The 19,890-nt window shown below is 68.0% G+C and carries 22 protein-coding genes; 11 read left to right on the top strand and 11 right to left on the bottom strand.

Annotation, left to right across the window (positions count from 1 at the left end; translation table 11 throughout):
- Window positions 1-11: 11 nt before the first annotated feature.
- Complete coding sequence (gene dapC, locus QFZ52_RS10875) at window positions 12-1,154, top strand: succinyldiaminopimelate transaminase (protein ID WP_307497631.1); 1,143 nt, start codon at window positions 12-14, stop codon at window positions 1,152-1,154.
- A 225-nt stretch (window positions 1,155-1,379) separates the two neighbouring features.
- Entirely contained in the window at window positions 1,380-2,663 is a 1,284-nt protein-coding gene (locus tag QFZ52_RS10870; protein WP_307497630.1) for a citrate synthase, read from the top strand.
- An 82-nt stretch (window positions 2,664-2,745) separates the two neighbouring features.
- On the opposite strand, the gene galE is transcribed toward QFZ52_RS10870, so the two are convergent.
- A complete protein-coding gene (galE, locus tag QFZ52_RS10865; protein WP_307497629.1) occupies window positions 2,746-3,759 on the bottom strand; it encodes a UDP-glucose 4-epimerase GalE in 1,014 nt (337 codons plus the stop codon).
- Window positions 3,760-3,825: 66 nt separating this feature from the next.
- On the opposite strand from galE, the gene QFZ52_RS10860 reads away from it, so the two are divergent.
- On the top strand, window positions 3,826-4,434 hold the full coding sequence (locus QFZ52_RS10860; RefSeq protein ID WP_307497628.1) for a TetR/AcrR family transcriptional regulator: 609 nt from the start codon (window positions 3,826-3,828) through the stop codon (window positions 4,432-4,434).
- Window positions 4,435-4,523: 89 nt separating this feature from the next.
- Window positions 4,524-5,165, top strand: a complete 642-nt coding sequence (locus tag QFZ52_RS10855) for a hypothetical protein (RefSeq protein WP_307497627.1) — start codon at window positions 4,524-4,526, stop codon at window positions 5,163-5,165.
- A 65-nt stretch (window positions 5,166-5,230) separates the two neighbouring features.
- Here QFZ52_RS10855 and QFZ52_RS10850 read toward each other — a convergent pair whose 3' ends face one another.
- Window positions 5,231-6,085 carry a hypothetical protein gene (locus QFZ52_RS10850; RefSeq protein WP_307497626.1) on the bottom strand — a complete coding sequence of 285 codons (855 nt, stop codon included), beginning with the start codon at window positions 6,083-6,085 and terminating at the stop codon, window positions 5,231-5,233.
- Window positions 6,086-6,162: 77 nt separating this feature from the next.
- The gene (gene dapD / locus QFZ52_RS10845) at window positions 6,163-7,173 is read right to left on the bottom strand and encodes a 2,3,4,5-tetrahydropyridine-2,6-dicarboxylate N-succinyltransferase (RefSeq protein ID WP_307497624.1); all 1,011 of its coding nucleotides are present in this window, start codon (window positions 7,171-7,173) and stop codon (window positions 6,163-6,165) included.
- 68 nt (window positions 7,174-7,241) lie between these two features.
- Here dapD and dapE point away from each other — a divergent pair, with 68 nt between their 5' ends.
- Entirely contained in the window at window positions 7,242-8,345 is a 1,104-nt protein-coding gene (gene dapE, locus QFZ52_RS10840) for a succinyl-diaminopimelate desuccinylase (RefSeq protein WP_307497623.1), read from the top strand.
- A gap of 86 nt (window positions 8,346-8,431) precedes the next feature.
- Here dapE and QFZ52_RS10835 read toward each other — a convergent pair whose 3' ends face one another.
- From QFZ52_RS10835 to QFZ52_RS10820, 4 genes are all read right to left on the bottom strand, one after another.
- On the bottom strand, window positions 8,432-9,307 hold the full coding sequence (locus QFZ52_RS10835; RefSeq protein WP_307497622.1) for an amino acid ABC transporter permease: 876 nt from the start codon (window positions 9,305-9,307) through the stop codon (window positions 8,432-8,434).
- Window positions 9,304-9,951 (bottom strand): amino acid ABC transporter permease, encoded by a 648-nt coding sequence (locus QFZ52_RS10830; protein ID WP_307497620.1) that lies wholly within the window; start codon window positions 9,949-9,951, stop codon window positions 9,304-9,306. Before QFZ52_RS10830 ends, QFZ52_RS10835 begins: the two co-directional genes overlap by 4 nt.
- 69 nt (window positions 9,952-10,020) lie before the next feature.
- Window positions 10,021-10,935, bottom strand: a complete 915-nt coding sequence (locus QFZ52_RS10825) for a glutamate ABC transporter substrate-binding protein (protein WP_307497619.1) — start codon at window positions 10,933-10,935, stop codon at window positions 10,021-10,023.
- A 138-nt stretch (window positions 10,936-11,073) separates the two neighbouring features.
- On the bottom strand, window positions 11,074-11,829 hold the full coding sequence (locus QFZ52_RS10820; protein WP_208186400.1) for an amino acid ABC transporter ATP-binding protein: 756 nt from the start codon (window positions 11,827-11,829) through the stop codon (window positions 11,074-11,076).
- A gap of 104 nt (window positions 11,830-11,933) precedes the next feature.
- On the opposite strand from QFZ52_RS10820, the gene QFZ52_RS10815 reads away from it, so the two are divergent.
- From QFZ52_RS10815 to QFZ52_RS10800, 4 genes are all read left to right on the top strand, one after another.
- Window positions 11,934-12,710, top strand: coding sequence for an LOG family protein (locus tag QFZ52_RS10815; protein ID WP_307497618.1), 777 nt, complete (start codon window positions 11,934-11,936; stop codon window positions 12,708-12,710).
- A 100-nt stretch (window positions 12,711-12,810) separates the two neighbouring features.
- Window positions 12,811-13,161: a DivIVA domain-containing protein gene (locus QFZ52_RS10810; RefSeq protein WP_307497616.1), complete on the top strand. Its 351-nt coding sequence runs from the start codon at window positions 12,811-12,813 to the stop codon at window positions 13,159-13,161.
- Window positions 13,162-13,219: 58 nt separating this feature from the next.
- On the top strand, window positions 13,220-14,410 hold the full coding sequence (locus tag QFZ52_RS10805) for a hypothetical protein (protein WP_307498707.1): 1,191 nt from the start codon (window positions 13,220-13,222) through the stop codon (window positions 14,408-14,410).
- A gap of 105 nt (window positions 14,411-14,515) precedes the next feature.
- Complete coding sequence (locus tag QFZ52_RS10800; RefSeq protein ID WP_307497615.1) at window positions 14,516-14,686, top strand: DUF3117 domain-containing protein; 171 nt, start codon at window positions 14,516-14,518, stop codon at window positions 14,684-14,686.
- A gap of 77 nt (window positions 14,687-14,763) precedes the next feature.
- Here QFZ52_RS10800 and QFZ52_RS10795 read toward each other — a convergent pair whose 3' ends face one another.
- Complete coding sequence (locus QFZ52_RS10795; RefSeq protein WP_307497614.1) at window positions 14,764-15,396, bottom strand: O-methyltransferase; 633 nt, start codon at window positions 15,394-15,396, stop codon at window positions 14,764-14,766.
- Window positions 15,397-15,554: 158 nt separating this feature from the next.
- Between QFZ52_RS10795 and sigE the strand changes: the two genes are divergently transcribed.
- Both sigE and QFZ52_RS10785 read left to right on the top strand, forming a co-directional pair.
- Window positions 15,555-16,196 (top strand): RNA polymerase sigma factor SigE, encoded by a 642-nt coding sequence (gene sigE / locus QFZ52_RS10790; RefSeq protein WP_307497613.1) that lies wholly within the window; start codon window positions 15,555-15,557, stop codon window positions 16,194-16,196.
- Between the two features lie 84 nt (window positions 16,197-16,280).
- Window positions 16,281-16,670: a twin-arginine translocase TatA/TatE family subunit gene (locus QFZ52_RS10785; RefSeq protein WP_307498706.1), complete on the top strand. Its 390-nt coding sequence runs from the start codon at window positions 16,281-16,283 to the stop codon at window positions 16,668-16,670.
- Window positions 16,671-16,767: 97 nt separating this feature from the next.
- Here QFZ52_RS10785 and QFZ52_RS10780 read toward each other — a convergent pair whose 3' ends face one another.
- The 3 genes from QFZ52_RS10780 to QFZ52_RS10770 are packed head-to-tail and all read right to left on the bottom strand — an operon-like array spanning window position 16,768 to window position 19,833.
- Window positions 16,768-17,898, bottom strand: coding sequence for an Mrp/NBP35 family ATP-binding protein (locus tag QFZ52_RS10780; RefSeq protein WP_307497612.1), 1,131 nt, complete (start codon window positions 17,896-17,898; stop codon window positions 16,768-16,770).
- Complete coding sequence (locus QFZ52_RS10775) at window positions 17,895-18,557, bottom strand: DUF1003 domain-containing protein (RefSeq protein WP_307497610.1); 663 nt, start codon at window positions 18,555-18,557, stop codon at window positions 17,895-17,897. Before QFZ52_RS10775 ends, QFZ52_RS10780 begins: the two co-directional genes overlap by 4 nt.
- Entirely contained in the window at window positions 18,550-19,833 is a 1,284-nt protein-coding gene (locus QFZ52_RS10770; RefSeq protein ID WP_066211215.1) for a magnesium transporter MgtE N-terminal domain-containing protein, read from the bottom strand. The genes QFZ52_RS10775 and QFZ52_RS10770 overlap by 8 nt, the downstream gene beginning before the upstream one ends.
- Between the last annotated feature and the right edge of the window lie 57 nt (window positions 19,834-19,890).

Genomic DNA, 19,890 nt, shown 5'->3' with positions numbered 1-19,890 from the left:
GTTCCGCGACGATGGCGTTTCCCTCCGAGAACTTCGGTCTGAGTCTTCCTGAGTACCCCTGGGAGGCCCTGGCGCCTTACCGTGCCAAGGCGGCGCAGCACCCGGGCGGTGTGGTGGACCTGTCCATCGGCACTCCCGTGGATCCGACGCCGGCCTTCATCCAGGACGCTCTCGCGGCCGCGGCCGACGCTCACGGGTATCCCACGGTGCACGGCACCCCGGCGCTCCGCGAAGCCGTGGTCGACTGGTTCGAACGCCGCCGGAACGTCGCAGGGCTGAATCCCGACGCCGTGCTGCCCACCGTTGGGTCCAAGGAGATGGTCGCCTGGCTGCCGTTCTTCCTGGGTCTGAAGCCCGGCGATGTCGTGGTGCGGCCGAGCGTCGCCTACCCCACGTATGACATCGGCGCCCAGCTGGTGGGCGCCACCCCGATCGCCGCCGATGACCTCGACGAGCTGGACGCCGCCACACGCGCCAAGGTGCGACTGGTCTGGCTGAACTCCCCGGGCAACCCCACCGGCGAGGTCCGCACGGCCGAACGGCTCAAGAAGGTGGTGGACCAGGCGCGGGCACAGGGCGCCGTGGTCGCCTCCGACGAGTGCTACGCCGAACTGGGCTGGGACGCCTGGGATGCGCAGCGAGGCGGCGAGGCCGTCCCCAGCGTGCTGGACGAGAGGGTCAGCGGGGGAGACGTGTCCGGTCTGCTCGCCGTCTACTCCCTGAGCAAGCAGTCCAATCTGGCCGGGTACCGCGCGTCGTTCGCGGCCGGTGACCCCGCCCTGATCGCCAACCAAGTCAACGCCCGCAAGCACGCCGGGATGATCGTCCCGGCGCCCGTGCAGTCCGCGCTGCGGATCGCGCTGGGGGACGATGCCCACGTGCAGGCGCAGAAGGACCTCTACCGTGGCCGCCGCGAGCGTCTCCTGCCCGCCCTCCGGCACTTCGGCCTGGACATCCAGCACTCCGAGGCCGGACTGTACCTGTGGAGCACCGCGGGCGAGGACACCTGGACCACGGTGGACCGCCTGGCCGAGCGCGGCATCGTGTGCGGCCCCGGCGTCTTCTACGGGCGGCGCGGCGAAGGCTTCGTCCGGATCGCGCTCACGGCCACGGACGAGCGCGTGGACGCCGCGGTCGAACGCCTGCTCGCCTGAGCCCCGGCGTCGCACACCTACTCCGCCGCGAGGTGCCGCGCAAGCCTTGCTGGGAAGAAGCTGTCGATTAGGGTAGCGCTTGCCGGTGGTTGTAGTTTGTTACTGGAAACCTGGCGATTCCTCCGGGAAATCCGCCCTGGCTTTGTCGGATACGGCCAACCCGCAGCCGCTGAAGCCACTGGATCACGAGTTCTACCGGGGCGACGCCCCCATGAAGGAGACTCCATGACTGAGCACAAGAGCGCAACGCTCCGCCATGAAAACGGCGAGCTGCAACTTCCCCGTATCGCCGCGGTGGAAGGCAACGACGGGTATGACGTCTCCAAGCTCCTGAAGGCCACGGGCGCCGTCACCTACGACCCCGGGTTCATGAACACGGCGGCCACCACGTCCGCCATCACCTACATCGACGGCGACGCCGGGATCCTCCGCTACCGCGGGTACCCGATCGAGCAGCTGGCGCAGCACTCCAGCTTCCTCGAGGTCTCCTACCTCCTGATCTACGGCGAACTGCCGACCCCCACCGAGCTCGAAGAGTTCGACCAGAAGATCCGCCGTCACACCCTGCTGCACGAGGACCTGAAGGGCTTCTTCGGAGGGTTCCCGCGTGATGCCCACCCGATGCCGGTGCTCTCCTCCGCAGTCTCCGCGCTGTCCACCTTCTACCAGGACTCCCTGGACCCCTTCAACCAGGAGCAGGTGGAGCTGTCCACGATCCGCCTCCTGGCCAAGGTCCCGGTCATCGCGGCGTACGCCCACAAGAAGTCGATCGGGCAGCCGATGCTGTACCCGGACAACTCGATGAATCTGGTGGAGAACTTCCTGCGCCTGTCCTTCGGCCTTCCGGTGGAGCAGTACGACATGGACCCCACGATCGTGAAGGCCCTGGACCTGCTGCTCATCCTGCACGCGGACCACGAGCAGAACTGCTCCACCTCCACGGTGCGCCTCGTGGGCTCGGCCAACGCCAACCTCTTCGCGTCCGTCTCCGCCGGCATCAACGCCCTCTTCGGCCCTGCCCACGGCGGCGCCAACGAGGCCGTGCTGAAGATGCTCCGCCAGATCCAGGCCGACGGCATCAAGCCGGAGGACTACATGGAGAAGGTGAAGAACAAGGAGGACGGCGTCCGGCTCATGGGCTTCGGCCACCGCGTGTACAAGAACTACGACCCGCGCGCCAAGATCATCAAGGCGACTGCTCACGAGGTCCTCGGCAAGCTCGGCGGCAACGACGAACTGCTGGACATCGCGATGCGCCTGGAGGAGAAGGCCCTGGCGGATGACTACTTCATCCAGCGCAAGCTCTACCCGAACGTGGACTTCTACACCGGCCTGATCTACAAGGCCATGGGATTCCCCGAGAAGATGTTCACCGTGCTCTTCGCCATCGGCCGTCTGCCGGGCTGGATCGCCCAGTGGCGCGAGATGATCAACGATCCCGCCACCAAGATCGGCCGCCCGCGCCAGCTCTACACGGGCTACCCGGAGCGCAACTACCCGGCGGTCTGATCTCCGCAGCAACGACGACGGCGGCCGCTCACCTTTCCGGTGAGCGGCCGCCGTCGTCGTTGAAGCGCTGGAGGCTCCGCCGTCAGGACGCGTAGCCGTGGGGGTTGTTCTTCTGCCAGCGCCAGTGGTCCTCGCACATCTCGTCGAGGGACCGGGTGGTGGACCAGCCGAGATCGGCCAGGGCGGAGGAGGGGTCGGCCCAGAAGGCGGGGAGGTCGCCCTGGCGGCGGCCGGTGATCTCGTAGGGGAGCCGGCGCCCGACGGCCTGCTCGAACGACTGGAGCACTTCCAGGACGCTGGATCCCCGCCCGGAGCCCAGGTTCCAGCGGAAGGTGCCGGTGCGGGAAGCGATGTGGTTCAGCGCGGCGAGGTGGCCCTCGGCGAGGTCCACGACGTGGATGTAGTCCCGCAGGCAGGTCCCGTCCGGAGTGTCATAGTCCCCGCCGAACACCATGAGCTTCTCGCGGCGGCCCACCGCGACCTGGGCGATGTACGGCACCAGGTTGTTCGGGATGCCCTGCGGGTCCTCGCCGATGAGGCCCGAGGGGTGGGCGCCGACCGGGTTGAAGTAGCGCAGGAGTGCCACGGACCAGCGCTCGTCTGCGGCGCTGAGATCACTGAGGATGTCCTCGATCTGCTCCTTGGTGCGGCCGTAGGGGTTGCTCGCGCCGATCTCCATCTTCTCGATGTACGGGATGGGGTTGTGCTCCCCGTACACCGTGGCGGACGAGCTGAACACGATGCTGCGCACGTCGTGGGCGTCCATGGCGCGGAGGAGATTGATGGTGCCGGCCACGTTCCGGTAGTAGTACTCGAGCGGGATGCTCGCGGATTCGCCCACGGCCTTCAGGCCCGCGAAGTGGATCACCGCGGTGAAGTCGTAGGCGGAGAACAGCCGGTCCAGGCCTTCCGGGTCGGTGAGATCCACCTGGTGGAAGGGGACCGGCTTGCCGCTGAGCTGCGCCACCCGGCGCAGCGACTCCTCGCTCGAATTGGACAGATTGTCCATCACCACCACGTCATGCCCGGCCTCCTGGAGCGCCAGGACGGTGTGCGAACCGATGTAGCCGGAACCGCCGGTAACCAAAATCGTCATGGCATCACCGTATCGCAGCGCGCAGAAGAAGCGCAGGTGTGCTACAAACTAAGGGTGCCGAAAGTCGTGAATGCAGTAGCCCGAAGAGCCGATGTGGCCGATGCGGTCTTCCGGATCATCGCCACCGATGGCCTGGCCCGCGTGTCACTCCGGGAGGTCGCCGCGGAGGCGTCCCTCGTGGTCGGTTCAGTCCGGCACTACTTCAAGGACAGCGCCGAGCTTCTGGAGCACGCCTTCGCCACGGCTCACGACCGGTTGGAGGAGCGCCTGAGCGCCCGCCTCCCCGCCGTGCACGCGGCCGTCGAAGCCGGGGACCGGGAGGCCCTGACGGAAGCCTCACTCCTGCTTCTCGCGGAGTTCCTGCCCCTCGACGGGAACAGCGCGGCCGAATGCAGCGCCAGGACGGAGTTCCGCCTGGCCTCCCGCGGGAACGCCGGGCTGCAGGCGGAGGCCGAGCGCGGCTACCGGGCGTCGGCCGCCGTCGTCGGGCAGGTCATCCAGGCGTTCCGGCCGGACGGGAGGCTGGAGGATCTGGTGGTGGAGGCGGAACGCCTCATGTCGCTGCTGGACGGGCTGTCCCTCCACGGCCTCGTGCACACCCAGTGGCTGGACGCGTCCATGTGCCGGAGCGTCCTGGTGGCCCATCTGGCGAGCCTGGAGTCTCCCGAGGTTTAAGCCCCCAGCCCATTAACACTGCCGGGCCGCGGATCTACACTGAGAGCCGGGGCCGTATGCCGCGGTGTCGGCAGGGCCAGGAGGTCTGCATGAGCGTCGATGAACCCATCGGCTCCGGAGGGTCCGGGGCGGACGAGCCTGCACCATGGCACATCACCGTGGGCACCTCATTCCCGTTGCTTGTCGCCCTGTATCTCCGGGACAGTTCGGGGATGCACGACGCCGGGATCCCCACCCTGGCGCCCATCGAACCGCGCGTGCACGGCAGTGAGCACCACCACCTGATCTCGGAAGTGGGCGGTCGCGACGCCCTCCGGATCGAGTGGGAGGCCTGGTGGGAGCATCTCCTCCGGACCCATCACAGCCACACCCAGTCGCCCGCCATCCTGGAGACCGCACAGTTCGTCGGGTCCCCGGCGCTCCACCGGGTGGCCAGCGCGCACCGCGGCGCGGCGTACAGCTGGGCGGAGGCGAGGGTCCGCGAGCACACCCAGCATCAGGCGCGGCATTCCGGGGTCCTCGAGGCCGAGGTGGAAGCCGTGGTGAAAGCCCGGGAGAAAGCCGTGCGACGCCGGGCGAGGACGTTCAGCCTGAACGTCGTGGTGCTGCCGTTCGCCGAGCCGCGGGCCTGGTACTCGGCGCCCGATCTGGTGCTGCTCAGCCACCACCTCACGCAGGACCCGTTGCTGCTGCGCAGCTATCTGGAGCCGATCGTGGAGTTGCTGGTCTGAGGACTGCATCGGTTTGAGGACTGCGCCGGTTTGAGGATTGCGGGGAGCCCGTGCCAGGGCTCGGGTCAGGCGCCAGGCCCGGAGGCGAGGGTGATGACCACCTGGTGGCTGAGCGCATGCGTGGACCGCCAACCGTCCCGGTTCTCCCGCAGCCAGGTCTGCGTGTCGTAGTCCACCCGGTCGATCCCGAACGCCTTGGCATGAGCCACGGCCCAGTGAGCCACGGCCCAGCCCGCTGTCCCGGAGACGTCCACCCGGACCTCGCGGCCGGAGCCGTCGAGTCCGAGGTGCGGGAAGGCCTTCGCCAGTTCCTTCCGCACGGCCTGGGGATCACCGGCGCCGGACGCGGGGGCCAGGCTGCAGCTGAAGGACGCGGGGGACTGCCCGGTCAGGGAGGAGGCGAACGCGCGGCCTTCGCTCTCATGATCCGCGTAGGCCTCGGGGAAAGCGGAGCGCTGAACGGTCTGGGCGGCCTCGGTCAACGGGATCGACTGGTAGTTCGGCACCTTCACCAGGGCCTTGTAGAACGTGGCGGTGGAGTAGTACGGATCCATGATCTGGGCCTCGGTGCCCCAGCCCTGGGAAGGCCGCTGCTGGAACAGTCCGCGGGAATCCGGGCCGGCCGCGTCGCCGTAGTTGAGGTTCCGCAGGTTCGACTCCTGGATGGCCGTGGCGATCGCGATGGAGGAGGCGCGCGGAGGGAGCTCGCGGCTGACGCCGACGGCGGAGATCAGCGAAGCGTAGACGGACTGCTCGGGGGTGAGCTGGAACTTCTGCCCGGACGTCTCGGTGGTGCACAGTTCGGGTCCGTCGGCGCTGATCGAGTGGGTCAGCTGGACGGCGACCCAGATGCCTCCGGCCACAAGGCTGGCGAGGAGGACGAGCGTGATCCAGAGCCTGAGGTGGCGACGTCGTGACACGAGGAGCTTCCGTTGGGGGACAGGAGAGGGGGCGGAGCCTGTGGCCCCGCCCCCTCCATGGTAAATGGCGTTCCTGACTAGTTGGCGTGCAGCGCCTCGTTCAGTTCCACCGTCTGGCCCTTGCGCGGCAGGACCTCGACCTCACCCGTGCTGGAGTTGCGGCGGAAGAGCAGGTTCGGGACGCCGGAGAGTTCCACGGCCTTGACGATCTGCTGCTGCTCCTCGCCGTCGGCGTCCTTCGGCCCGTGGAGGCGGACCCGGGTCCCGGCCGTGACGTACAGGCCGGCCTCGACCACCGAGTCGTCGCCGATGCTGATGCCCACACCGGAGTTGGCGCCCAGCAGGACCCGCTCGCCCAGGGCGACGCGTTCCTTGCCGCCGCCGGAGAGGGTGCCCATGATGGAGGCTCCGCCGCCGACGTCGGTCCCGTTGCCGGCCACGACGCCGGCCGAGATGCGGCCCTCCACCATGGAGGTGCCGAGGGTGCCCGCGTTGAAGTTCACGAAGCCCTCGTGCATGACCGTGGTGCCCTCGGCGAGGTGCGCGCCCAGGCGGACGCGGTCGGCGTCGGCGATCCGCACGCCCGTGGGGACCACGTAGTCGACCATGCGCGGGAACTTGTCCACGCCGTAGACCGTGACGTTGCCGCGCTTGCGCAGCTTGGCGCGAACGCTTTCGAAGCCCTCGGGCAGCGCCGGGCCGAAGTTGGTCCACACGACATTGGCGAGCTTGCCGAAGAGGCCCTCCAGATTGATGGTGTTCGGGGCCACGAGGCGGTGGGAGAGCAGGTGCAGGCGCAGGTAGGCGTCGGCGGTGTCCGCGGGGGCCTCGTCCAGGTCGATCTGCGCGAAGACCACCTGCTGCTGGGTGCCGCGGTCGGCGTCGTCCCCGGCGGCAGCCGCCTCGATCAGGTCCTGCGGGGCGTTCTCCACGGAGCGCAGGGACTCGGCGGCCTCACCGAGGGCGGGAGCCGGGAACCAGACGTCCAGGACGGTGGCGTCCTCGCCGCGGACGGCGATGGTGGCGATGCCGAAACCGTGGGCGGTGCGGCTCTGGGCGGAAGCGTTCTCAGGGGCTGCGGAAGTCATGCGAGCAGTTTATCGGCGCGTCGTGCGGCCTCAAAAGCAGCGGCTCCGCGTGACGGTAGAGTGAAAAAATGACCGCTCTGGACCTTCAGCAGGACGTTTCGCTCCTCACCGCCGCACTGATCGACATCAACAGCGTCTCCGATCAGGAGACCGCCATCGCCGACGCGGTGGAGCAGGCCCTGCGGGCCCTGGACTTCTTCGAGGTGACGCGCGACGGCGATTCGATCGTCGCGCGCACGACGGCGGGCCACGCCGAACGCGTCATCCTCGCCGGTCACCTGGACACCGTGCCCCTGCCGGGTACCGAGGGCTCCCGCGGCACGGTGCCCAGCAGCTGGGACGGCACTCCGGGTGAGGGAGTGCTCCACGGGCGCGGCGCCGTCGACATGAAGGGCGGCGTGGCAGTGCAGCTGGCTCTCGCCGCCGCGATCGGCCGAGGCGAACTGGTCCCGCAGCGCGATGTCACCTTCGTCTTCTACGACCACGAAGAGGTCGAAGCCTCCAAGAGCGGTCTGGGCCGGCTCGTGAAGAACCACCCCGAGCTGCTGACGGGTGACTTCGCGATCCTGCTCGAACCCACCAACGGCGTGGTGGAGGGCGGCTGCAACGGCACGAGCCGCTTCGAGGTGACGACCCGCGGCGTGGCCGCGCATTCGGCCCGCGCATGGATGGGGGAGAACGCCATCCACGCGGTGGCCCCGGTGCTGACCCGGCTCGCCGCGTACCAGCCCCGCACCGTCGCGGTGGACGGGCTGGACTACCGCGAGAGCCTGAACGCGGTGCTCATCCACGGAGGCACCGCCGGCAACGTCATCCCGGACCGCTGCGTGGTGGAGATCAACTACCGCTTCGCCCCGGACAAGACCGCGGACGACGCCGAGCTGCACGTCAAGCAGCTCATGGAGGGCTTCGATGTGGTGCGGACGGATGCCGCACCGGGCGCCCGGCCCGGCCTCAACCACCCGGCGGCCGCGAGCTTCGTGGCCGCGGTCGGTGGCGAGCCGAAGCCCAAGTACGGCTGGACCGACGTCGCGCGCTTCTCCGAACTCGGCATCCCCGCCGTGAACTTCGGACCGGGGGATGCGCTGCTGGCTCACAAGGACGACGAGCGCGTGGACGCTCAGGCCGTGCGGACGTGCCTCGCGGCGCTCACCGCCTGGCTCTCGGACTGAGTCCGGCGGAACAACAGAGTCCTGCGGAACAGCAGAGAGGCCGTGACCCCAGGGGTCACGGCCTCTCGCGTACGCGGATGCCGGCGTCAGGCGCCGGCGCTGCCGCCTTCCAGCGTGGATCCCGGAGCCGGGTTGGCGTCCAGAACCTTGCCCTTACGGCCCTTCCGCAACCGGATCTCGACCAGCTTGGCGATGCCGGACAGGATGAGGCACAGGCCGATGTAGATCACCGCGGCCACCATGGCGGCCGGGATGATCGGCGAGCCGTAGAGCGCCTGCGAGCCGAAGTACTTCGCCTGGAACAGGATCTCGTTGTAGGTGACGATGAAGCCCAGCGCCGTGTCCTTCAGGATCACGACGAGCTGTGCCAGGACCAGGGGAAGCATGGCGCGGAACGCCTGGGGGAAGAGGATCAGGCTCATGACCTGGCTCTTCCGCAGGCCGATCGCCAGACCGGCCTCCTTCTGGCCCTTCGGCAGCGACTCGATGCCGGCGCGGAAGGCCTCCGCCAGCACCGAGCCGTTGTACAGGGTGAGGCCGCCGACCACGGCCGCGAAGGGCGTCACGCCGTGCACGCCGATGGTCGGCAGACCGTAGTAGATCATCATCATGAGGATCAGCAGCGGCACGGCCCGGAACAGCTCCACGAACCAGAAGCAGGGCACGGAGACCCAGCGATGATCGGACAGCTTGCCGACCATGAGCAGTATGCCCAGCACGATGCTGAGCACCGCGGCCAGGGCGAACGCCGAGAGCGTGGCGCCGACGGCCTGGAGGATCGTCTGCTGCACCAGGGGGAAGGTGAAGATCTTCCACTTGGCCGCGGTGAACTGCCCGGAGTCGATCAAGCGGATGACGACGAAGGCGATGACGCCCAGCACCACCAGAAGCGTGACCACGCCGCCCACGAGATAGCGGGCTTTGGCCTTGGGGCCGGGTGCGTCGAAGAGTACCGAGGTCATCGTGCCACCTTCCACTTCTTCTCAAAGTGCCGCTGGAGCAGGGAGAGCAGAGCGACCAGGATGATGAAGCCCAGGGCCACCCACAGGAGACCGACCATGGCGGGTTCACCGCGTTCGGACAGGTTGGCCCGGATGGCGCCGGCCTCCATGACCGAGAAGCCCGCGGCCACCGTCGTGTTCTTCAGCAGCGCGATCAGCACGCTGAACAGCGGGGGGATCACCGCGCGCACGGCCTGGGGCAGGACCACCAGGCTCAGGGTCTGTCCGAAGTCCAGACCGATGGCGCGGGCCGCTTCAGCCTGACCGACCGGCACGGTGTTGATGCCGGACCGGATGGTCTCCGCGATGTACGTGGCGGTGTACAGGCTGAGGCCGATGATCGCCGCCACCATGAAGCTGATCTGCGGCAGGCCGAGCTTCGGATAGCCCAGAGCGAAGAAGAACAGGATCAGGGTCAGCGGGGTGTTGCGGACCAGGTTGACGTACACCGTGCCGACCGCCCGGGCCGCCGGAACGGGGGAGACGCGCATGGCGCCGACCACCGAGCCGATGATCAAGGCGAAGATGGCCGAGAAGAAGAACAGGATGATGGTGTTCTTGAAGCCCTCAGTGAAGAGGTCGAGGTTGTCGAGCAGCGTGTTCACGTCTCAGATCGCTTTCGCTCGCAGGGACAGGGACGGCTCGTGGGGCGGTTCCCCGCCCCACGAGGGATGTCACTTGTAGTCATCCACCGGCGGCTGCTGCACCTTGGTGCCGGTGCTGCCGAGGGTCGAGTCGTAGATCTTCGTCCAGGTGTCCTTGCCATCCGTGAACAGCTTGTTCACGAAGTGACGCAGCGCGGCGTCGCCCTTGGCCATGCCGACGCCGTACTTCTCGGTGGTGAACGGCTCGCCGACCACCTTGAGGGCCTTGTCGGGATCCTGCGAGGCGTAGCCCAGGAGGATGGCCTGGTCAGTGGTGACCGCGTCAACGGAGCCGCTCTTCAGGGCGTCGACACACTGCGAGTAGTTCTCGAACTCGACCGGGACGGCGGTCTTGAAGTTCTCCTTGATGTTCTGGATCGGAGTGGAACCGGTGGCGGAGCAGACCTTCTTGCCGCCGAGATCCTTCTCGCTCTTGATGCTGGTGTTGTCCGACTTCACCAGCAGGCCCTGACCCGTGATGAAGTACGGTCCGGCGAAGTCGATCTGCTTCTTGCGCTTGTCGGTGATGGAGTAGGTGCCGACGTAGTAGTCGATGTCACCGTTCTGGATCGCGGACTCGCGGTTGGCGGAGGGGATCGGCTTGAACTCGATCTTGCTCTTGTCGTAGCCGAGCGAAGCGGCGATCCACTTGGCGATCTCCACATCGAAGCCGCTGAACTCGCCGGTGGCTGCGTCCTTGTAGCCGAGTCCGGGCTGGTCCTGCTTGACGCCGATGCGGATCTTGTCATTGGACTTGATCTTGTCGAAGGTCGGGCTGCCCGTCAGGGAGACGTCCTTGGCGACGGTGTACGGAGCGTCACCGCCGCCTGCGGCGCCGTCGCTCGGGGAACCGCCGCTCGAGCCGCCACAGGCGGAGAGCGTCAGGGCGAGTGCCGCGGCTGCGGCGCCCAGGGCCGCGGTGCGGCCGGTGAAAAGCTTCCTCATGGTTGTCGTTCCCTTTCCGTGTCCGGTCGGCAGACCGGGGAGATGGAGATGAGCCGGGTGCGTGGCTCGGTACTGAGCAATCGAGTAGAAATCGGTCACTGAGCCATCACATGCCGACAGCGTCAGTGGTGGGTGGGGTCAGTGGGTGAGCAGCTTGGACAGGAAGTCCTTGGCACGGGAGCTCTGAGGATTCGTGAAGAACGCCTCGGGCTCGGAATCCTCCACGATCTGCCCATCGGCCATGAACACCACCCGGTCCGCGGCCTTGCGGGCGAAGCCCATCTCGTGAGTCACCACGATCATGGTCATCCCCTCCTTGGCCAGCTGGACCATGACGTCCAGGACCTCGTTGATCATCTCGGGGTCCAGAGCGCTGGTGGGTTCGTCGAACAGCATGACCTTGGGCTTCATGGCCAGAGCACGGGCGATCGCCACGCGCTGCTGCTGGCCTCCCGAAAGCTGGGCGGGGAGTTTCGGGGCCTGCTTGCCCACCCCCACCCGTTCCAGAAGTGCGCTCGCATCGCGCTCGGCGGTGGCCTTGTCCTGCTTCTTGACCTTGATGGGGCCCAGCGTCACGTTGTCCAGGATGGACTTGTGCGCGAAGAGGTTGAAGGACTGGAACACCATGCCGACATCAGCGCGCAGATTCGCGAGCTGCTTGCCTTCCGCCGGGAGCTCCTTGCCGTCGATGGTGATGACACCGTCGTCGATGGTCTCCAAGCGGTTGATGGTCCGGCACAGCGTGGATTTCCCGGACCCGGACGGTCCGATGATCACCACCACCTCGCCGCGCTTCACCTGCAGATTGATGTCCTGCAGAACGTGCAATGCGCCGTAGTGCTTGTTAACGCCCTTGAGGGAGACGAGGGCCTCCCCTTCCTCATGTGCGGTCATGCCATGACCTTAGTCACATCTTTTGGGCAATGTGAACTCAAGCGCACAATCTCTGCCGGATTGTGATCCACGCTGAGCTGGGCTGATCCCGTTAGCCTAAGACCATGAGCACGCACTTCACTTCCCCCCGGCACAACGAACCCCGGCGTCGCGGCCCCGTGGAACTGCGGCGCGGGCAGGCCGGCATCGAAATGGCGGACCACCGCCTGCTGGACAGCGGCACGCCGGGCGCCTTCGTCCACTCCGACCCGTGGCGCGTCATGCGGATCCAGAGCGAGTTCGTTGAGGGCTTCGGCGCCCTGGCGGAGCTCGGACCGGCCATCAGCGTGTTCGGTTCGGCCCGCACCAAACCCGGTTCCCGGTACTACGAACTCGGCGTGCAGATCGGCCGCAAGCTCGCCGAGAGCGGCGTCGCGGTGATCACTGGCGGCGGGCCCGGCTCGATGGAGGCCGCCAACAAGGGCGCCGTCGAGGGCGGCGGGGTCTCGGTGGGCCTCGGCATCGAGCTGCCGTTCGAGCAGGGCATGAACGAGTGGGTGGACCTCGGCGTCAACTTCCGGTACTTCTTCGCCCGCAAGACCATGTTCGTGAAGTACGCCCAGGGCTTCGTGGTGCTGCCGGGTGGTCTGGGGACGCTCGATGAGCTGTTCGAGGCCATGGTCCTGGTCCAGACCCACAAGGTGACCTCCTTCCCGATCGTGCTGGTGGGCGTGGACTACTGGACGCCCATGCTCGAGTGGATCAAGGGGACGCTCGTGGCCGAGGGCATGGTGTCCCCTCAGGACCTGGACCTGATCCAGCTGGTGGACGACCCCGACGACGCCGTGCGCCGGGTGCTCCACGACGTCCACCCGGGCACCTCGGACGAGCGCCCCGAGTAGGGTTCCGCCCCGCGAGCCCCGCCCCGGTCGGTTGTCGGCCGGGGCGGGGCTTTCTGGCACCATGGAGGCATGAGTTTCCTCCTGGTTTTTTCTCGCGATCGTGGTGCTCGGCGCGGCCTTCGTCATGGCCACGCCGCTGCTGCGCAGGATCAAGGTGGGAGGACGATCCGTGACAGCCCCCGATCTGGAGGACGGTTTCGAGGAGCCGGCGGCGAACCTGCCGGCCGTGCTGCTCCCGGAACGCCCCACGCCCGCGGATGTGGACCGGCTGCGGTTCTCGCTCGGCCTGCGCGGGTACCGGATGGACCAGGTCGACGAGGTCCTTGATCGCCTGCGGGATCAGCTCGCCGTCCAGCAGAGCGAACTGAGCCGGCTGCGTGGCCGGATCGCGGAGCTGACGGCGGGCGGCGCCGTCGTCGGGCCCGCCGGCGATGACCAGCCGCATGAGTGAGCCGGTCTCCGAGGAGCTCCGCCGGGGCGTGGGAGAGCCGGCGCCGCGCGCCCGGGACATGATCACGTCGCCGCGGGGCTGGCCCTGGTGGGCGCAGCTCAGCGCGGTCTACGTGGCGGCCAGGGTCTTCAGCTTCTTCGTCTTCTCCGGCGCCGCGTTCAAACAGGGCATGAATCCCTGGATGCCGGCGAGTCCCGGGTACTGGGACTTCATCACCATCTGGGACGGCCGCTGGTATCAGACGGCCGCCGAACAGGGATACCCGTCGCAGCTCCCGGTCGACGCGCTCGGCAACGTCCAGGAGAACGCCTGGGCCTTCTACCCCCTGTTCCCGCTGTTGGGGAAGGCGCTCACGGGCGTCCTCGGGGTGCCGGTCCTGGCATCCCTGACGGCGATCGCCATGGTGGCCGGGCTGTGCGCCGTGCTGGTGATCTTCCGCTTGTTCCTCTGCTTCGCCTCGCATCGCACGGCCTTCTGGGGCGCCGCCTTCGTGGCCGTGTTCCCCGTCGCCGGGATTCTGCAGGTGCCGTATGCGGAATCGCTGAACCTCCTGCTGCTGGCCGCCTCGCTCCTGGCGCTCGTGCGGAAGCGCTACCTGACCGCGATCCCGTTCGTCATCCTCGCGGCGCTCTCCCGTCCCACCGGCGTGCCTTTCGGCGCGCTCGTGGGGCTGCTGCTGGTCCACCGCCTGTGGGAGCTCTTGCGCGCACGACGCCGGCCGGCCCCGGAGGAGCTCGGCTCGCTGCTGCGCCACGCGGCGCTGACCGTGGCGGCCTGCGCGGCCGCCCTCACCTGGCCGGCGCTCGCCTGGCTGAAGACCGGCGACCCCCAGGCCTACACCCGCACCGAGACCGTCTGGCGGGGGACCGACCTGGTGCCGTTCAAGCCGTGGTGGGACATGGCCGTCGGGCTTCTCGGACCGGGACTCGGCCCGATCGCCCTCGTAGTGTTCGTGGGCGGGCTGGCGTGGGCTCTGCTGAAGGCTCCGGCGGTCCGGGCGATCGGCGTCGAACTCCGCCTGTGGTGTGCCTGCTACTTCGGGTACCTGCTGGCCTTCCTGCACCCGCAGACCAGCACCTTCCGGATGCTGCTGCCGCTCTTCCCGCTGGCCCTCGCGACGGCATTCGTCTCGCGTTCGAGGGCGTACCGCTGGACGGTCGTCCTGATGTTCTCCCTGCTCCAGATCGTGTGGATCGTCTGGCTCTGGGCCTGGGCCCAGCTGCCGGGCGGGGGAGACTATCCGCCGTGACCTGGGGCCCCGCCCGTGTCCGGGTTGGTCCATCGATTAGCCTGTGACGCGCGACTCAGGGGATAATAGGCTGGACGCACTCGACGAACACAAGGAGAATCTCCTATGGCCGCCATGAAGCCCCGGACCGGGGACGGACCCATGGAAGTGACCAAAGAAGGACGCAGTCTCATCATGCGGGTCCCGCTGGAAGGCGGAGGCCGCCTGGTGGTGGAGCTCAACGCCGCGGAGGCCGCTGAGCTCAAGGGCTGCCTGGAGGGCGTGACGCAGAGCTGAAGGCACACGGAGCGCGGCTGCTGGAAAGCGGCCGCGCTGCGGCATTTAAGGCTGAGCGGTTTGAGAGTTCCGCGGACTCAGCGCTTGACCGCGGCGAGGAGGCCGTCGCCGGCGGTGAACACGGTCGCCAGCACGCCCTCGTCCTCGCGCAGGCTCTTGATGAGCTGGCGCAGGGCGACGGTGGTCTGGTCGCGGTTCGCAGGGTTGCTCACGCGGTCGCGGTCGAGGGCATCGTTGAGCAGGAGGACGCCGCCGGGCTTGAGCAGGCGGAGCGCCTGGGTGACGTAGACGGGCGCCTGAGCCTTGTCGGCGTCGATGAAGACGAGATCGTAGGCGGAATCGGTGAGGCGCGGCAGGACGTCCTGAGCGCGGCCGGAGATGGTGCGGGTGCGGTTGGCGGGGACGCCGGCTTCGGCGAAGGCCACACGGGCCGCACGGAGGTGCTCCACATCGTGATCGATCGAGGTCAGCACCGCCTGCGGGGAGAGCCCGCGCAACAGATAGACGCCGGAGACGCCCGCGCCGGTGCCGATCTCCACGGCGGTCCGGGCCTTCGCCGTGGCGGCGAGGACCGAGAGGGCCATGCCGGTGCCCGCCGAGACCGCGGGAACCCCCAGGTCGAAAGCACGTTCCCGTGCCCTGAGGAGCACCTGGTCTTCCTCCGGCAGGCCTTCGGTGAAGGACCAGCTGGTGGATTTGTCGGTGCTCATGTGGTTCGCCCTCTGCGGAAAAGATGAATTCGGAAGAAGCTCCCCAGATATTTCACAGGGAACCTTGACATGATAACGGTCAAAGTGCTGGCGATTGAAGCCGGGGCTCGGTATGGCGCATACCCGCCATCGGGGGATGGATCGGAAGGGAGCAGGACATGCTGAACATGGCTGACAATCCTGCCACCGCGGTGGCAGTCGAGGACTCCGGCCAGGTGGAAACGCCGCTGGAGGAATGGAAGCGCCCCAGCTGGGAGGAAGTGGTCACCAACCACTCCGCCAAGGTCTTCCGACTCGCCTTCCGTCTCACGGGCAACCGCCACGACGCCGAGGACCTCACGCAGGAGGTCTTCGTCCGGGCCTTCAAGTCCCTGGACAAGTTCAAGCCCGGCACGCTGGACGGCTGGCTCCACCGCATCACCACCAACCTCTTCCTGGACCAGGTGCGCCGCAAGGCCCGCATCCGCTTCGACGGACTGCCCGAGGACGCCGATCAGCGGATTCCCGGCAACGAGACCAGCCCGGAACGCAGCTTCGAATTCAACAACCTGGATTCCGACATCCAGGCGGCGCTGGACAAGCTGCCGATCGAATTCCGCACGGCCGTGATCCTGTGCGACATCGAGGGTTTCTCCTACGATGAGGTCGCCACCGCACTCGGCATCAAGCTCGGCACCGTGCGCTCCCGGATCCACCGTGGGCGTGCGCTTCTCCGGACCGCTCTGGCGGACCGCGATCCGCGTCGCACGGCCACCGGACGGCCCCAGCTCAAGCTCCCTCGTGTGGCGGGAATCCACTGACCGGATCCGCTCCGTGTCACTGAAGATCGGCCCCACGTCCGGGATCGTCCGGGAGGCGGGGGAGAGGGTAGTCTTTCCAACGTGATATTCGGTATTAATGGGCCAGAATTCCTGATCCTGCTGATCATCGGCATTCTGGTGATCGGCCCCAAGCGTCTGCCCGAATACACTCAGGGCCTGATGAATCTGGTCCGTGGCGTCCGGAAGATGGCTTCCGGCGCACGGGAGCAGATCAAGGACGAGGTCGGCATCGACATCGACGAGGTCGACTGGCGCAAGTACGACCCCCGTCAGTACGATCCGCGCCGCATCATCCGCGAAGCGCTGCTGGAACCGGACGCCCCGGCCGCGGCGTCGGCCGCCGTGGGTGCGGCCGCCGTGGGTGCGGCCGCCGTCGCGACCGCCATGCCGGAGCGGGAGATCCCGCGACTGGCCGAAGGCGAAAGCGCGCCTTTCGACACCGAGGCGACCTGAGCCGAGCTGCCAACACGACGACGGCGTGCCGACCACCGATGGTCGGCACGCCGTCGTCGTATCCGGGGTGAGCCGTGGCCGGCTGGACGGCCGGCGGTCACCCCCGCGGGGTGACTCCGAGGGAGAGCCCGCTCAGCCCGCGTGGCTTGGCGGCCAGCGCGTCCGCCACCGAGAGCAGTTCGCGCGAGACCGCGGTGTCCGGGTGGGCCAGGACGACCGGCATGCCGGAGTCGCCGCCCTCCCTGAGAGCGATTTCCAGGGGCAGTTTTCCGAGGAGTGGGACCTGGTAGCCGAGGGTCTCCGTCAGGCGCTGGGAGAGCGTCTCACCGCCTCCTGAGCCGAACACTTCGAGCCGCTCGCCGCCCGGGGTGTCCAGGTATGACATGTTCTCGACCACGCCGACCACCCGCTGGCCGGTCTGCGTGGAGACCGTGCCGGAGCGTTCGGCCACCTCGGCCGCCGCCGACTGCGGGGTGGTGACCACGAGGACCTCGGCGGACGGCAGGAGCTGGGAGACGGAGATGGCGATGTCGCCGGTGCCCGGGGGCAGGTCCAGGAACAGGTAGTCCAGGTCGCCGAAGTACACCTCGGAGAGGAACTGCTCCAGGGCGCGGTGCAGCATGGGGCCGCGCCAGGCCACGGGGGCGTTGCCCTCCACGAACATGCCGATCGAGATGACCTTCACCCCGTGGGCCACGGGCGGCAGGATCAGCTCGTCCACGCGGGTCGGGGACTGGGTGATGCCCATGAGGCCCGGGACCGAGAAACCGTGGACGTCGGCGTCGACGATGCCCACGCGCAGGCCCCGGGCCGCGAGGGCGCACGCGAGGTTCACCGTCACGGAGGACTTGCCGACGCCGCCCTTGCCGCTCGTCACAGCGAACACCTTGGTGAAGTTGCCGGGCTGGTTGAACGGGATCCCGCGGGTGTCGCCGGGACCGCGGAGCTGATCCTTGAGCGCCTGCCGCTGCTCGGGGGTCATGACGGAGAGCTCCACGTCCACGGCCGTCACTCCGGGGACCGTGAACAGGGCTGCCGTCGCATCGGCCGTGATCGTGTCCCGCAGGGGGCAGCCCTGGATGGTGAGGAGCACGCGCAGACGGACCGCGCCGTCGTCGTCGATCGCGACCGCGTCGACCATGCCCAGCTCCGTGATGGGGCGCCGGAGTTCAGGGTCGATGACCGTGTCCAGGGCGCGGTGCAGCTGCTCCGTGGTGGGCGGGGTCATGCTCCCGGGTCCTGGCTGGGCTTCTTGATCTTCGGGATCTGCTGGGTGCGGGGGCCGCGCTGACGGTCCCGCTTGTCGCGGATCTTCTCCTTGACCTTGTCCGCGGTGGTCTCGCCGTCGCCGGTGCCGTCTTCGCCCGAGTGGAACTCCTCCTGGGCCTCGATGATGTCCTCGAGGAGGGAGCGCATCTCGGCACGGACGTAGTCACGGGTGGCCACTTCACGCAGCGCCACGCGCAGCGCGGCGAGCTCGCGGGTGAGGTACTCGGTGTCCGCGAGGTTCCGCTCGGCGCGCTGACGGTCCTGTTCCAGGGCGACGCGGTCACGGTCGTCCTGCCGGTTCTGGGCGAGGAGGAGCAGTGGCGCCGCGTAGGAGGCCTGAAGGGAGAGCATGAGCGTCAGGAGGGTGAATCCGAGCGCCTGCTGGTCGAACTGCCAGTCGGCGGGAGCCCAGCTGTTCCAGGCCAGCCAGAACACACAGAAGATCGTCATGTAGACGAGGAACTGCGGGGTGCCCATGAAACGGGCGAAGCCCTCGGTGGCCTTGCCGAACGCGTCCGGGTTGGGCGAGAACCGGGGGAAGAACCGGCCCCGTGCGGCACGGGGGGTGTCCAGGCTGTTCTTCTCCGCCCCGGGGCGGCGATCCCTGTTGTCAGCCATTGCGACCCCTCAGCTTCTTGAACGGGACGTCCTCGGCGTGGGCACGCCAGTCTTCGGGCAGGAGGTGATCCAGGACGTCATCGACGGTGACGGCACCGACCAGCCGGCCGGTGTCGTTCACCACGGGCAGGGCATTGAGGTTGTAGACCGCCATGATGCGGGCCACCTCGCTGATGTGGGCCTGATCCTGGACGGGCTCCAGGTTCTTGTCCACCAGATTGCCGATCGGCTCGGGCGGGGGATACCTCAGGAGCTGCTGAATGTGCACGACGCCGAGGAAGCGGCCCGTGGGGGTCTCCAGCGGCGGGCGGGCGATGAAGATGGAGGAGGCGAGTGCCGGTGTCAGCTCCTCGCGGCGCACGTGGGCCAGGGCCTCGGCCACGGTGGCCTCCGGCGGGAGGATCACGGGGACCGGGGTCATGAGACCACCCGCGGTGTCCTCGTCATACTCCAGGAGTCGCCGCACATCCTCGGCCTCCTCCGGCTCCATGAGCTGCAGGAGCTCCTCCTGCTGCGCCTCCGGGAGTTCGGAGAGGAGGTCGGCGGCGTCGTCCGGGTCCATCTCCTCCAGCACGTCGGCGGCGCGCTCGCGGTCCAGCGAGGACAGAATCTCCACCTGGTCCTCTTCGGGGAGTTCCTGGAGGACGTCCGCGAGGCGTTCATCCTGGAGTTCGCTGGCCACCTCGAAGCGGCGCTTGTCGCTCATCTCCTGCAGGGCTTCGGCGAAGTCTGCGGCCTTGAGGTCCTCGTGGCTGGCGACGAAGGCCGTGGCGGCCTGCGGTTCGGTGGCCGCGGCCGGGACGGCGTCCGTCCAGTTGATGATCATGGTCTCGTTGCGGCGCAGCCGGGCGAGCGGGGAGAACGAGTGCCCGCGGCGCACGAAGAGCTTGGAGACGAACCAGTCGCCGGAACGGTGCTGGTCGATCGCGATGTCCTCGATCGTGGCCGAACCCGAGCCGTCCGTGAGGGTGACCCGGCTGTCGAACATCTCGGCGACCACCAGGGTCTCCATGCCGCGCTGCTCGAAACGGCGCAGATTGACGAGCCCGGTGCTGATGACCTGGGCCTGGTCCATGCTCGTCACGCGCGTCATCGGCACGAAGACGCGTTTCTTGCCCGGGACTTCCACCACCAGGCCGACCGCGTGCGGAGGCGCGTTGTTGGCGCGGGCCAGCACCACGACGTCGCGGACGCGTCCGAGCCGATCACCCAAAGGGTCGAAGACATCCAGACCGAGGAGGCGGGCAACGAAGACGCGGGAAGTAGGGTTGCTCACCCGACTAGGCTATCCACTTCGTCCACGTTTGGCTGAATTCCGGTTGCAGCCCGGCTG

Origin of the sequence: Arthrobacter woluwensis (genome assembly GCF_030816155.1) — a bacterium.
GTDB classification, from domain to species: domain Bacteria; phylum Actinomycetota; class Actinomycetes; order Actinomycetales; family Micrococcaceae; genus Arthrobacter_E; species Arthrobacter_E woluwensis_A.
This window is presented reverse-complemented; position numbering and strand designations above follow the sequence as displayed.